16 protein-coding genes are annotated in these 14093 nt (G+C 37.9%); 15 read left to right on the top strand and 1 reads right to left on the bottom strand.

The window, feature by feature from the left end; genetic code table 11:
* Positions 1 to 131: 131 nt before the first annotated feature.
* On the bottom strand, positions 132 to 665 hold the full coding sequence (locus SOP96_RS01335; RefSeq protein WP_326319432.1) for a DUF421 domain-containing protein: 534 nt from the start codon (positions 663 to 665) through the stop codon (positions 132 to 134).
* Positions 666 to 938: 273 nt separating this feature from the next.
* Here SOP96_RS01335 and SOP96_RS01330 point away from each other — a divergent pair, with 273 nt between their 5' ends.
* The 15 genes from SOP96_RS01330 (at position 939) to kdpA (ending at position 14088) form a co-directional block, all read left to right on the top strand.
* A complete protein-coding gene (locus SOP96_RS01330) occupies positions 939 to 2174 on the top strand; it encodes a cation:proton antiporter (protein WP_326319431.1) in 1236 nt (411 codons plus the stop codon).
* Between the two features lie 47 nt (positions 2175 to 2221).
* Entirely contained in the window at positions 2222 to 2785 is a 564-nt protein-coding gene (locus SOP96_RS01325; RefSeq protein ID WP_326319430.1) for a Crp/Fnr family transcriptional regulator, read from the top strand.
* Positions 2786 to 2854: 69 nt separating this feature from the next.
* Entirely contained in the window at positions 2855 to 3748 is an 894-nt protein-coding gene (locus tag SOP96_RS01320; RefSeq protein ID WP_326319429.1) for an NmrA family NAD(P)-binding protein, read from the top strand.
* A gap of 4 nt (positions 3749 to 3752) precedes the next feature.
* On the top strand, positions 3753 to 4679 hold the full coding sequence (locus SOP96_RS01315; protein ID WP_326319428.1) for an alpha/beta fold hydrolase: 927 nt from the start codon (positions 3753 to 3755) through the stop codon (positions 4677 to 4679).
* Positions 4680 to 4839: 160 nt separating this feature from the next.
* Entirely contained in the window at positions 4840 to 5181 is a 342-nt protein-coding gene (locus SOP96_RS01310; protein ID WP_326319427.1) for a hypothetical protein, read from the top strand.
* Positions 5182 to 5323: 142 nt separating this feature from the next.
* Positions 5324 to 5476 (top strand): hypothetical protein, encoded by a 153-nt coding sequence (locus SOP96_RS01305; protein WP_326319426.1) that lies wholly within the window; start codon positions 5324 to 5326, stop codon positions 5474 to 5476.
* Between the two features lie 4 nt (positions 5477 to 5480).
* Entirely contained in the window at positions 5481 to 6929 is a 1449-nt protein-coding gene (locus SOP96_RS01300) for an ABC transporter permease (protein WP_326319425.1), read from the top strand.
* Positions 6926 to 8272, top strand: coding sequence for a DUF3526 domain-containing protein (locus tag SOP96_RS01295; RefSeq protein ID WP_326319424.1), 1347 nt, complete (start codon positions 6926 to 6928; stop codon positions 8270 to 8272). Before SOP96_RS01300 ends, SOP96_RS01295 begins: the two co-directional genes overlap by 4 nt.
* Positions 8266 to 8961: an ABC transporter ATP-binding protein gene (locus SOP96_RS01290; protein WP_326319423.1), complete on the top strand. Its 696-nt coding sequence runs from the start codon at positions 8266 to 8268 to the stop codon at positions 8959 to 8961. The genes SOP96_RS01295 and SOP96_RS01290 overlap by 7 nt, the downstream gene beginning before the upstream one ends.
* A 226-nt stretch (positions 8962 to 9187) precedes the next feature.
* Positions 9188 to 9547, top strand: coding sequence for a DUF7674 family protein (locus SOP96_RS01285; protein ID WP_326319422.1), 360 nt, complete (start codon positions 9188 to 9190; stop codon positions 9545 to 9547).
* An 11-nt stretch (positions 9548 to 9558) separates the two neighbouring features.
* Complete coding sequence (locus tag SOP96_RS01280) at positions 9559 to 9693, top strand: hypothetical protein (RefSeq protein WP_326319421.1); 135 nt, start codon at positions 9559 to 9561, stop codon at positions 9691 to 9693.
* A 29-nt stretch (positions 9694 to 9722) separates the two neighbouring features.
* A complete protein-coding gene (locus SOP96_RS01275; RefSeq protein WP_326319420.1) occupies positions 9723 to 10097 on the top strand; it encodes a DUF7674 family protein in 375 nt (124 codons plus the stop codon).
* A gap of 176 nt (positions 10098 to 10273) precedes the next feature.
* Positions 10274 to 11620, top strand: coding sequence for a sigma-54-dependent transcriptional regulator (locus SOP96_RS01270; protein ID WP_326319419.1), 1347 nt, complete (start codon positions 10274 to 10276; stop codon positions 11618 to 11620).
* 508 nt (positions 11621 to 12128) lie between these two features.
* Positions 12129 to 12206, top strand: coding sequence for a potassium-transporting ATPase subunit F (locus tag SOP96_RS01265; protein WP_072884257.1), 78 nt, complete (start codon positions 12129 to 12131; stop codon positions 12204 to 12206).
* A gap of 184 nt (positions 12207 to 12390) precedes the next feature.
* A complete protein-coding gene (kdpA, locus tag SOP96_RS01260) occupies positions 12391 to 14088 on the top strand; it encodes a potassium-transporting ATPase subunit KdpA (RefSeq protein ID WP_326319418.1) in 1698 nt (565 codons plus the stop codon).
* Positions 14089 to 14093 lie beyond the last annotated feature (5 nt).

Below are 14093 nucleotides of genomic sequence, written 5' to 3'. Positions count from 1 at the left end.
AATAGCATTATGTATGCAAAAGTTTTCATTTTTCAATTTTAAACCTGATTAAATTAATTTATAGATATTATGGCTTTTTTATTTGCAGTTTGTGATTTTTGTGGTAATGTAAAAAGCTAAAAATAATTGTTTTAAACCGTTTCATTTTCATGGCTTTCTATTCCTTTTAATGAACTGTTTGTATTGCTGTTATGAGACTTTTTAATAACACTTAGATCTCCATTCGCTTCAATCACTACCGCCAGTACATCATCTACATTCCCAATTCCTTTCTGACGGATGGAGGCCAAAATTTCTTGCCTGGTAACCAATTCCTTTTCCATATTATTTTCAAGATAAGAGCCTTTATAAAACAACAGCTTCGGGGAGGCGTTGAGCAGCCTTTCTATAACAACGGATCTCCTGGAAAGTTTCGCAAAAAGCAACTGCATTGCAATAATAAGAAGCAGTACCACGGTACCTTCTGTAAGATTCACCTGTGCAAGCATCATATAGGCTAAAACCGATCCGAGTGTTACCGTTACCACAAAATCGAATGCATTAAACTTCGCAAGTGTTCGTTTTCCTGAAATTCTTATGAACAGGAAAAGTGTTACAAAAGCAATAATCGTCAGCAAGGCAACATGTCCTACTTTAGTCCAGCTTTCAAAAAATATACTATCCATACATTGTTTTTTTAATTAATCCTTATTTATATTAATTGCTTATCAGGCTTTACCTGCAAACATCCCACCATTCGGCGTTTAGTAAATTTTCCTTGTTTAATTTTGAATAAATTGACGAAGATTGGCAAAATCATAAAAACACATGGTAACTTTAAAATACGAATTTGAAGCAGGCTCCTAACAAAATTCTTTTATGGATAGGTTTCGTTTAACCTTTAGTTTCAATGTTTCCATTTAATTTTAAGTATTTTTGCAGATAATATGAACTAATACATGGAGCTATTTATACTTTTTTCCAGCTTAATGACACTGGCTGCTTTCTTTTCTTATTTAAATGTAAGGTTTTTCAGGCTTCCTTCGGGAATAAGCCTCATGCTAATGGGCGTTATTGCGGCAATGGGAGTCATTATTGCCGGATATTTTTCGAAAGGGTTTACCGAAATTATCACAGAAAAATTATTGTTAATCGATTTTTCAGAGTTTCTTCTGGGAATATTATTAAGCTTTCTGCTATTTGCAGGCTCATTGCATATATCTTTCCCGGATTTGAAAGCTTCATCCAAAAGCATCGTAAGCTTTGCCACGCTGGGAACCCTTATTTCAACCGCCGCCGTAGGATTTGCCTTATTTTATATATTGCCGCTTTTCGGACAAAATATACCGCTTATTTACTGTCTTCTTTTCGGGGCCTTAATTTCTCCCACAGACCCTATTGCCGTAATGGGAATTCTTACAAAAGCCAATCTTTCCAAAAAAATTGAAACCAATATTGTAGGCGAATCTCTTTTTAATGACGGCATCGGAGTAGTGATTTTTGCTACCATATCCCAAATAGCAGTAGCAGGAACTGATAATTTTGGCACCGCAGATATTGCAAAACTCTTCTTGCAGGAAGCCATCGGGGGAATTCTGGCAGGTCTGATCATCGGGTATACAGGATATCGGCTGATAAAATCCATAAATCATTTTCAGACTGAGATTCTCATTTCGCTGGCTATGGTTATGGGAGGCTACAGTTTGTGCCATTATCTGCACATATCGGGGCCTTTAGCGATGGTTGTAGCAGGAATTCTCACAGGAAACAGAGGTACGGAATTAGCAATGAGCGACATTACACGGGATTATTTCGGAAAGTTCTGGGAAGTGACTGATGAGGTGCTAAATGCCATTCTGTTTATGCTGATAGGCCTTGAAATTGTTGTAGTGACTTTTGAGCCGGATTATTTCATTATTGGTGTTATCATGGCAATCGTTCTTATTTTTGCCCGATTCTTTTCCCTATATTTTCCTGCACTATTTTTCAGGTTTAAAAAAGAGCTGGGAACGAAATCCCTGCTGATCATGACCTGGGGAGGCCTGAGAGGCGGTATATCCATCGCATTATCGTTATCCCTTCCATCAAGTCCTTTTAAAAATATTATCGTATCCATTACTTTTGTGATTGTTATTTTCTCGATTATTGTTCAGGGCGTTACCGTTGAAAAAGTAATAAAAAAATTAAATGGCTGATCAAAAAGGTCTGTTATAAAGTTTTATCAATAAATACAATCATTTTTATGAAAGATTTATCCGATTTTATTAACATTAATGGCTGCTTTTCTGAAGATGAATTGTATTTGATTATGTCTAAATTCCATTCAAAGAACTTAGATAAAGGAAAGCTTCTGCTGAAAAGAGGACAGGTAGCAGACCGGTATTATTATGTTTCCTGTGGCGCGCTGCGTTTTGTGTACGGAGAAGAACGGGAACTCACTGCATGGGTAGTACTTCCCGGCGAATTTTTTACAGAAATTTCGAGCTTTAAGTATCAGGAACCAACACGCTTCAATATAGAAGCCATTGAGGAAACCGAATTGTATTACATTGAAAGAAAAGATATGGAAATTCTTTACCGCCAAATCCCGGCATGGCAGGAATTCGGAAGAAAAATATGGGAATCGATGGCGATACGGATGATTGATGAAATTATCCGGTTTCAGACCATGACTGTGGAAGAGCGGTATCTTGAATTTTTACAAAAGCCCGGATTTATGCAGCGCGTTTCGGTAAAGCAACTGGCTTCCTATTTAGGAATCACACCCAATGCATTGAGCCGCATTCGGAAAAACATACGAAAATAAAATCTACCAAATGGTAGTTGTACCGTTTTGATTAATCTATAGTTTTGATCAACAAATAAGATCATTACTATGAAAAAAACAATTTTAGTAGCAGGGGCTACGGGAAATCTCGGAGAAAAAATATGCGGAGAATTGCTGAAGCAGGGTGCAGATGTAAAGGCAGCAGTTCGTTCAGGCAGCGATCCCGGGAAAGTAACAGCTTTGAAAAATGCAGGAGTAACGATTATTGAAGTAGATTTTAACAATCCATCAATACTTGAATCCGCCTGTTCAGGGGCATCATGTGTAATTTCCGCACTTGCAGGACTGGAAGAAGTTATTATAAACACTCAGTCGGCTTTGCTTTATGCAGCAATAAAGGCAAAAGTTCCCCGATTTATACCTTCCGATTTCTGTACCGATTATACACTTTTGCCATTGGGAGTCAACCGGAATTTCGATCTCCGGAAAGCCTTTTCAGAAACTATCAATAACAGTTCCATACAGGCAACTTCTATTTTCAACGGTGCTTTTTCCTATGTTTTGAAGTACAATATTCCACTTCTGGATATTAAAAAACATTCAATCGGTTATTTTGAAGATAAATCCGACTGGAAAATTGATTTTACGACCCTTGAGAACACAGCAGCTTTTACGGCGTGTGCCGCCCTGGATGACCATGCGCCGCGCTCACTCAGCATTGCAGATTTTCAAATAAGCCCTTCTGAGCTTCAGGCTCTTTCCGAAAACATGTACAACACTCCTTTTCAGCTTCAGAACTTAGGGACTATGGATCACTTCATGGAAACCATAAACAAAATTCGCAGAGAACATCCGGAAGATGAAAAAGAACTTTATCCTTCCTGGCAGCAAATGCAGTATCTGTACTGTATGTTTGCCGCTCATCATCAGAAAACCGAAAATGAAAGGTATTCAGGAATACAATGGATTCCCGCTGAAAAAGTTTTAAAAGAAATTAACTGAAAATATGGAAAGCCAATACACTGATGAATTTCTTCTCCGCAACTGGGAAGGATTTACAAACCACATGATTGAAGTAAACGGTACAAAACTGCACTACGTGGAAGGAGGAAAAGGAGCTCCTCTGATCTGCCTTCCCGGATGGCCACAGACGTTTTATTCATTTAACAACATTGCCCCTGAACTTGCAAGGCATTTCCGGGTTATTGTTGTTGATCTAAGAGGAATGGGAACTTCGGAAACTCCCGTTTCAGGATATGATAAAAAGACAATGGCTAAAGATATATATGAACTTATACAAGCGCTTGGTATTCAGAAAACTTTCGTATTAGGACACGATATCGGCGGAATGGCAGCAATGAGCCTGGCATATAATTTTCCTGAAGTCGTCTCTCGTCTTATGATTGCCGATGGGCTGCATCCTAATGAAGGAATGCTCCAGATGCCGATGATTCCGCCAGCAGGAACATTTGAGGATAAAATCAACGTTAATCAGCCCTATACCTGGTGGATGGGTTTCAACCAGATCAAGCACCTGCCGGAAAAGCTTCTGGAAGGAAGATATTACCATTTGCTGGATTGGCTGTTTCATTATGTGATGATTGACGAGAGTAAAATCACTGAATTTGAAAAACAGGTCTATGCCCATGCCTACAATGACCCTGAAAGAATACGTGCATCAAATGCCTGGTATCAAAGCTTTTATCAGGATATTGAAGACAGTAAAGATTATGCTAAACTTAAAATGCCGGTTTTGGGTATTGCCAGCAATGTATCCTATGGATTTTACCAGTATGCAATGCCTCAGCAGGCAGAAAATTACGAAATTGTACACCTTGCAGACACCGGTCATTATATGTTTGAAGAAAACCCAAATGAGATAATCCGGGTAATCAGGGAATTCTTATCATCAGACAATTCAGGAGGCCGATAATTATGTGAAAGCATTAACGGTTAGATCCAAAGCAGAAGATTGGCACCATTGAATATAAATGGAGCCAATTTTTTTATATTACAACCATCTTTAAAACTTTCTTAATTTTTGCTTACAAAAGAAGCAATCTAAAATATTATGTTTACTTTTGTCAATCCTTATGCAAAAAACACTGAAAACATTTTTCATCTTTTCACTGTTACTGATTTTCATTTCAAATGTCGGCGGTGTAAGCGTGTGTCTGGATCACGCAACCCATCTCACGACCAAAACCATTGAGAAAAAGCACGCTAAAGGAGATAAAGCGGCCTCCTTTTCTCAGGATGATGAATGCCAGTGCGCCCTTCATTTTCAAATGAATAACGTCTTGCTACCGGATTTTGCTTTGCCCGATTTTAACGTTTCAGAAAAGCCAACTAATAAATTTCTTCAGCAAAAGGCAAAAACCTATCGGTGCCTTCTCGATTATTTCTCTTCAAGGGCACCGCCCGTTCTTTTTTAAGCTAAAATTCTTTAATACAGATTTTTTTAATCTGTAGCTTCTTTTTTGTGAATATTCCGGTTTATGAAACTGATTATTCTTTATCCCGGCGATATTAAAAATTAGTTTTGAACTTCCGGCTTATACCACTTTAGATGCAGAAATGTATTATTCCGTTCCGCAAACCGGGCTTCAGCTGGCTTTGAATGCGAACAATATTACGAATACAAAATACTGGGTAGGTGCACAAAATTACCTGCGTCTTTTCCCTGGAACACCAAGAAGTTATTTATTCACCACAACTTATAAATTTTAAAAATATGGATTTTTCAAGCTTGAAGCTCATTGTAAGAAAAACCCGGCAGGATTTGCTGAAAAGCAGACAAAACCTGCTCATTGCCGCCACCGTTCTCCTGTTTTGCTGTTTAAGCATCGGAATTGGATTTACCAAATACGGCGAAAACTATTCAAATATAAAGCAATACCGTCACGAAACCCGTGAAAACTGGGAACAGAGGCCAGACAAACATCCGCACAGGATGGCACATTACGGCTACCTTGTTTTCAGGATCGGGCATCCCCTTAGTATTTTTGATAATGGGCTGGATGATTATCTTGGAAATGTTATTTTCCTGGAAGCCCACAAACAGAACACGGCCAATCTTTCTGAAGCGGGAAGTTCTGGAATTCTCGTGCGTTTCGGAGCATTCAGCACTGCATTTATTCTGCAGGCAATTGTTCCGCTGATTATTTTATTTCTGGGATTCGGGCTCATTATTAAGGAAAGAGAAGATGCCACTTTGAAGATCCTTACCGTTCAGGGTGCATCCCCGAGATCAATTTTGTGGGGAAAAATTTTTGGACTTTGGCAGTTTGCATTGCTGTTTTTACTTCCTCTGATCCCTGTTGTTTTACTAATGGGATTCATGGCTGAAGCAAGTGATTTCACCGATATTTTATCAAGAATCATGGTGATCTTTCCGGCGTATATGGTATACTATTTTTTCTTCTGCACTTTAACGGTTTTGTTATCTTCAGCAAGCAAAAGTTCGTCATCAGCTTTAATAAGCTTAATCGGTTCCTGGCTGATTCTCGTTATTTTCTTACCTAAAGGAATTCAGTTTGCCGCTCAGAACCTCTATCCTACCCCTTCAAGGATTGCTTTTGAAACCGGTGTAGAAGAAGATGTCCTGAAAGTGGGCGACAGCCATAATCCCGACGATCCGCATTTCAAACATATTAAAGATTCTTTACTGGCACAATATAAGGTAAAAACAACCGACGAACTTCCCGTGAACTATGGAGGTATTGTGATGAAAGAAGGAGAAAGAATCAGTGCGAAACTGTATGTGGAACATCTGAAGCAACTTCAGGAACAATACAGCCGACAGCAGAAACTGAATGAAATTTTCGGGTTTATCAATCCGGTAATGGCGATTAAAAACCTTTCGATGACGGCTTCCGGAACAGATTATTTTGCGTACCGGCAGTTTCAGAATCAGGCGGAAGAATACCGTTACAAACTTGCTCAGCGAATGAACGACCTGCAGATTGAGCAGATCAGTAACAGCAAGCCGGAGCCGGGAGAAAAACAGGCCATGGTGAGTAAAGAAAACTGGCAGAAATTTCCGGATTTTGAATATGAATTTATTTCCCTGGGAGAAAGTCTCAGCAAACAGCTTCTGCCCTTACTGGCAATCATTTTCTGGCTTTTTGCCTGCATATTGATGGTTGAATTAAGTGCTAAAAATTTAAAATTACTCTCATGAATCATTACTTATATAAACAGTTTTACCGAAATAAAGCTTACCTTATTTCTTTAATAATATTACTTTTTGCAGGATTGAGTTCTTTGTACACCGGTAAAAAATTTCTGGAACGAAACGAAGATATCATTGCTAAAAGCGCAACATATCAAAAAAATAGTCTTGATAAAAATATAGCTTTACACAGTGATGACATCGGTCTTCTATTGTATTATGTTAAATTTAATCTCGTCAATAAAATGCCTAAACTCGCAGCTTTGAATATCGGGCTGAGAGATTTGAATCCTTCCGTAAAAAGTGTTACCATAAGAAACCTGGAAGAACAGAAAAATAATTCCGACTTTTTCAATCCGGCCAATGCTGCGGTAGGAAATTTCGACTTTTCTTTTGTGCTGGTTTTTCTTTTTCCGCTGGTTGTTATTGCGTTTTGTTATAATATTATTTCAGAAGACCAGGAAAAAGGAACCTGGAAACTTCTTTCTCTACAGAGTCAAAACATTAAAAAACTAATTGATGTTAAGCTGCAGATCCGTTTACTGGCAGTAAGTTCGGTTTACTTTTTATTACTGCTCATCGCTGTTCTTTACATTAAAATTCCCGTAAATTCCGCTTTCATTATTTTTACTTTTTCAGGCCTTTTGTATCTGATTTTCTGGTTTGCTTTGTGCCGGTGGATTATCGGTTTGCAAAAATCGTCTTCATGGAATGCTTTGGCTTTGGTGATTTTCTGGATGAGCATGAATTTCATTATTCCAATGACCGGAAATATGATCATTCAGAAAGTGATTCCTGTAAAAGAAGGTTTGCAGGCGCAAATTGAGCAGCGTGAAGGATATCACAACAAATGGGATGAAGCAAAGGTTCCTACGATGAAGAAATTTCATAAAATATATCCGCAGTTCAGCAAATACACCGTTTCGGAAGAGAGCGGTTATTCTTACACCTGGTACTACGCTATGCAGCACATGGCGGATGTGGAATCGGCAGAATCTTCAAAACAATATTATGAAAAAATGCAGCGCAGAAATAATGCAGCCGTTTATTTGGGATATGTTTTACCGAATATTCAGACACAGCTTGTTCAGAGTAAAATCGCCGGAACAGGCATGGAAAACCAGCTGAATTATGCCGAAGCGTTAAAGAATTTCCATGAAAAGCAAAGGCTGTATTTTTATCCGTATATCTTTGAAAATGCAAACGGAAAAGTTATCGACTGGACAAAACAGACTGTAAAAACCTTTATTGATCAGGAGAAACCTAATATTTTAGCAGCGTTTCTACCTTACTTGATTTTCATCTTATTATTGCTAATTCTTTCACAAAATACATTAAAAAAGCTATGTTAAAAACCATCAGCCTCCATAAAAAATACAACGATTTTACTGCATTACACTCTCTCAATCTGGAAATTCAGGAAGGTGAAATTTTTGCACTGCTGGGACAAAACGGAGCCGGGAAAAGTACAACGATCAATATCCTTTTAGGATTAATCAAAGCCACTTCAGGAGATGCATACATCAACAATATTTCGGTAAAAGACCATCCGGAAAAGATCAAAAAACATTTGGCTTATATTCCTGAAACCGTTTTGCTTTATCCCAACCTCACCGGAATTGAAAATCTTGATTTCTTCTCGAAAATTGCAGGTTTCAATTATTCTAAAAAAGAACTTTCCGCGTTTCTGAAGCGTACGGGATTACAGGAAACTGCCCATGAAAAACCTTTAGGCGGTTACTCCAAAGGTATGCGGCAAAAAGTTGGAATTGCTATAGCTCTTGCTAAAGATGCCAAAGTTCTTCTTCTCGATGAGCCAACCAGCGGACTCGACCCTATTGCCACAGCTGAATTTACGGAGATTGTAAGACAGCTGGGAAAAGAAAGAAGAACCGTTCTTATGGCAACCCACGATATTTTCAATGCTGTAAGTGTTGCTACTAATATTGGGATCATGAAACAAGGCGAACTCATACAAAATCTCTCATCAAAAGCCTTTTCTGCTGAAGAACTTCAGGAACTATATTTAAAGACGATTTAAATTTTCCATCCTCATTATTCATCAAAAACATCTTTATCTACATAAAGGTGTTTTTATATTTATATCAGGACTTAAGTCTTTTAAATTACTAATAAAACCCTTTCATTTTGATACACTTTTCCAGCCTCAGGAAAAACACAACACCTACAACATACTCTATTTTAACCAATTACAAGCTACATATACCAAAAGGTACAGATCTTGGCATAACTTTTCAAAAAAAATTATGAATTATCAGGATGCTATTGCAGAGATTAACCTTGCACTCCCGTCGTGTGAGAATGCATTTAAGGAAGCGTACAAAGCAAATAATTCTTTTATGGTCATCAGTACATTTACAAGGCAGATCAGAAATCTAATTCAGGATCAAAACCAAAGAATTCTTAAAGATGCTTTGCAAAAGATGAATGAATTGTATGATAAAGGAGATACAGCTCTTAAAAATGCAATTGAAAATGTATTTGTTTATGCTCTTGACAGTATGACTTTCAGCTGTGGAAGCGAGAGACGGAAATTAGTTTTTTCACTGCTTTCAGCCGGCCTTAACACTAAATATTTACAACAGGTTTATAAAACTGGACTTTAAAATGTAGAGATATGAAAATCAGAAAAAACGGAAGTTGGGAACAATGGAGAAAGACTTCCAGAATGCACAAAAGAGAAGTATATGCTACTCATATTATTGTAATTGCCGGAGTTTTTATTGCAGCGGCAATTCTACAGTATCTGTAGCAATTTTAAAAATTAAAAAAAGTAAAGGGATGAAAAAATTAAATGAAAAAATGGCCGTAGAACTTATGAAAGTTTTTTATCCTTCAATAAGAAATCAGATTAGTCAGATGCACACTGAACACAATTTTGGAGGTATTTTGCAGATGCTGGTAGAGGAACTGAAAACATCAATCGCCAGCAATCACATCACAAAAGTAATAACCGGCATAAACAGAATGGATTATATTTACCAAAAAGGAAATGCTTACGTACGGTACATGATTGAAAGGCTTTTCATAAAGCCGTTCAGCAGCCTGAAATATTCGGCACATCCGCAACAGTGGAAATTAATATGCCAGGAAATGTCTGACTCTTTTTTATTTGTATATCAATTACATACGGAAAAGACCGAAATTCATAACTAAATAGAAATAAAAGATAATTACTTTTTTGTAAATCATTTTTAAATTGTTACTCAACAGCAGTCCTTTATTGAGGGCTGCTGATTTTGCATGATCCATTTGATTATAAAAAAGATAAAAGCTTTTCAACGCCCAACCATTAAAAAGATAAGTTTAAATTTGCAAATAAAATAACAACAGTGAGTAAAATACTGGTCATCGACGATGAAGAAAAAATAAGGACACTCTTATCCAAAATCCTGAGTCTTGAAGGATATGAAGTTTTCCAGGCTTCGGATCTCAAAAATGCAATGAAAAGACTGGAGTTTAGCGATATAGATGTTGCAGTATGCGATGTAAAGCTTCCGGATGGCAGCGGAGTGGATTTTGTAAAAAAAATAAAAGAAAAATATCCCTCGCTGGAGATTATTCTGCTCACGGCTTACGGCAATATTCCGGATGGCGTGCAGGCGATTAAAAACGGCGCTTTTGATTATATTACCAAAGGCGACGACAACAACAAGATCATTCCTTTAGTCTACAAAGCCCTGGAAAAGGTTTCTCTTAATAAAAGAATTTCCCAGCTCGAAAAACAGCTGGGCAACAAGCATTCATTCGAATCGATCATAGGGAATTCAAAAAAAATAAAATCTGCGATTGACTCTGCCAGAAAAGTAGCGACAACCGATGCCACCGTATTGCTTACCGGCGAAACGGGAACCGGAAAAGAAGTTTTTGCCAACGCCATTCATAATGCCAGTAACCGCACGAAATATAATTTTATTGCCGTAAACTGCTCTGCCTTCAGTAAAGAATTATTGGAGAACGAACTCTTTGGACACAAAGCAGGTGCGTTTACCGGAGCAGTAAAAGATTCGAAAGGGATTTTTGAAGAGGCCGACAAAGGAACCGTTTTCCTGGATGAGATCGGCGAAATGCCGCTTGATCTTCAGGCTAAATTATTACGCGTTTTGGAATCCGGAGAATTTTTAAAAGTCGGAGACAGTAAAACCACAAAAATAGACGTAAGAATTATTGCCGCAACCAACCGGGATCTCGAAAAAGAAATAGAAAACGGAAACTTCCGGGAAGACCTCTTTTACAGGATTAATATCTTTACCGTGCATCTTCCGCCGCTTCGGGAAAGAATAAATGATATTGAAGATCTTACATACAGCTTTTTAAAAAACTTTTCTTTAAAAACAGGAAAAAAAATATCCGGCTTTTCAAAAGAATATGCAGAAGCTCTAAAAAGACATCCATGGAAAGGAAATATCCGTGAGCTCCGCAATGTTATTGAGAGAAGCACCATTCTTACCGATGGAAACGAGCTTCAGGCAGACTCGCTTCCGCAGGATTTTCAATATGATCAGGAAATCAATGTTAAAGGCAAAACGCTTTCGGCTTTTGAGCTGGCGGGTGCCGAAAAAATCCATATCCAAAAAGTACTGAATTATGCCAACGGAAACAAAACCAAAACAGCAGAACTTTTAGGCATTGCACTTACTACATTATACAGGAAAATTGAGGAATATCAGATTAAGTAGCGGTAAGAGGTGAATTCGCTGCAATATTTATTTGCGCTTCCTATTTAAATTTAGTTTCTTACTTCTCACTTTTTTACTTCTCACTTTTTTACTTTTCACTTTTTTACTTCTTGCTTTTCACTGTAATTAACTCTTCCCATTCAAAAAATATCCTGTCATAATAATAGCACTTACCCTTTCATTTTGAAAGGGTTTTTCATTACCCATCATCACGATTAATTTTTATTCTACTGAAATTCAATATATTATATAAAAAAATATTAGATGGATTCGTATTTGAAAACATTATGGCATAACAAATAATCGTTTCGTTATGCAAAATTGGAAAATCAGAATATACAGGAGAATGAAATCCTGGCATTTATTAGCAATCTTCTACGGCCTTTTGGTCTGTTTCGCAATTACATACAGAATTTTTAATCAATAACAACATGACACTTGTATTAACCATCGCGGGTATTGTACTATTTGTACTCTTTTTTCTAACCGTAAAATATTTTGAAAAAATATGACTGCACTATTCATCATCGCCATCGCCGTATTTGTATATATATGCTACGTCCTGGTGAAACCGGAAAAATTTTAAAACCATGATAATGAGTCCCGACGCAAAAAGAAAAGTAAAAGAATGGCTGATCTTACTCTTCTGGATCTCTTTCGTGATAGCCTTCATTTATCTGGTCATCGTCGTTAAAGGTTTGTCTTTAACATCATAATACACCACTTCACAAACAGATAAACATTACAATAAAATTATTATTTAAAAAAAAATGAATACAGAAATTACAGGAATTGTTCTTATGTATGCTCTCGTGGTTTTGTGTGCAATTCCACTGGGAAGATACATGGGAAAGATCTTTACCAAAGAAAAAACCTGGTTGGATGGAATTTTTAATCCCATCGACAAATTATTTTACAAAATTTCCGGGATAGATCCTGAAAAGGAAATGAACTGGAAGCAGCACCTTACCGCTCTGCTTACCATTAATGCGGTTTGGTTTCTCATTTCAATGTTTGTGCTCACCAATATGGAGTGGTTACCGCTCAATCCGGACAGCAATCCTTCCATGAGCGGAGATTTGGCTTTTAATACGGCAGTAAGCTTTGTTACCAATACCAACCTTCAGCATTATTCGGGAGAATCCGGATTGTCTTACTTAGGACAGTTAACATTAATGCTTTGGCAGTTTATTTCTGCGGGTTGCGGTATTGCGATTGCCGCTGTGGTTTTCCTGGCCATGAAAGAGAGGACTACAGATAAATTAGGGAACTTTTATTTTCTATTCATCAGAACCTGTACAAGAGTTCTATTCCCAATTGCTGTAATTGTAGCTTCTTTATTGGCTTTAAATGGCACTCCGATGACTTTTGAAGGGAAAGACACGATCACCACACTTCAAGGGGACAAAGTGGAAGTCAGCCGCGGCCCGGTTGCCGGATTTGTTGCTATTAAACAGCTGGGGACCAACGGAGGCGGATTTTTCGGTCCGAATTCTTCGCATCCGCTGGAAAACCCGAGTTACTTTACCAATATTGTAGAAACTGTTTCTATTATGCTGATTCCGATTGCTATGGTTTTCGCAATGGGCTATGTTTTGAGACGAAAAAAGTTATCATACACTATTTTCGGGGTAATGACGGTAGGATTCCTGTTATTATTAACCCCAACGGTTATTAATGAAATGAACGGAAACCCTGCTATTGAAAAAATGGGTATCGCTCAGAATTTAGGAAGTATGGAAGGAAAAGAAGTTCGATTGGGACCTGCCGCTTCGGCGTATTGGGCAATAAACACTACAGTAACGAGTAATGGTTCCGTGAATGCCATGCATGATTCCTTAACACCGCTTTCCGGAATGAATACGATGCTCGGAATGATGGTAAATGCTTTTTACGGAGGCGTTGGTGTAGGTTTCCTCAACTTTTACATCTTCATCATTCTTGCGGTATTCATCAGTGGTTTAATGGTAGGAAGGACCCCTGAATTTTTAGGAAAGAAAATCGAAGCTAAAGAGATGAAAATCGCCATGATTATTGCGCTGCTCCACCCTTTCTTAATTCTTGTTGGAACTGCGATTTCAAGTTATATGGTCGCTCACAATCCCGATGAATACGGTAAATGGTTAAACAATCCGGGGTTCCATGGTTTCAGCGAGATGCTGTATGAATTTACCTCATCCAGTGCCAACAACGGAAGTGGTTTTGAAGGTTTAGCAGACAACAACCCATTCTGGAATATCGCCTGCGGAATCGTGATGCTGATGGCGAGATATTTACCAATTATCGGCCCGGTAGCTATTGCAGGAAGCCTTGCTGCCAAAAAATATATTCCTGAAAGTGCAGGAACCTTAAAAACAGATACAGCGACATTCGGTTTAATGGTATTTGCAGTAATAGCTATTGTAGCAGCTTTATCATTCTTCCCGGCCCTTGCTTTAGGACCACTCGCAGAATATTTTAGTATGTAATTAAT

The sequence above is a fragment of the Chryseobacterium salviniae genome (assembly GCF_035819015.1).
In the GTDB taxonomy this organism is placed as follows: Bacteria; Bacteroidota; Bacteroidia; order Flavobacteriales; family Weeksellaceae; genus Chryseobacterium; species Chryseobacterium salviniae.
Note: the sequence above shows the minus strand (reverse complement) of the source record. Positions and strands in the feature narration are given on the sequence as shown.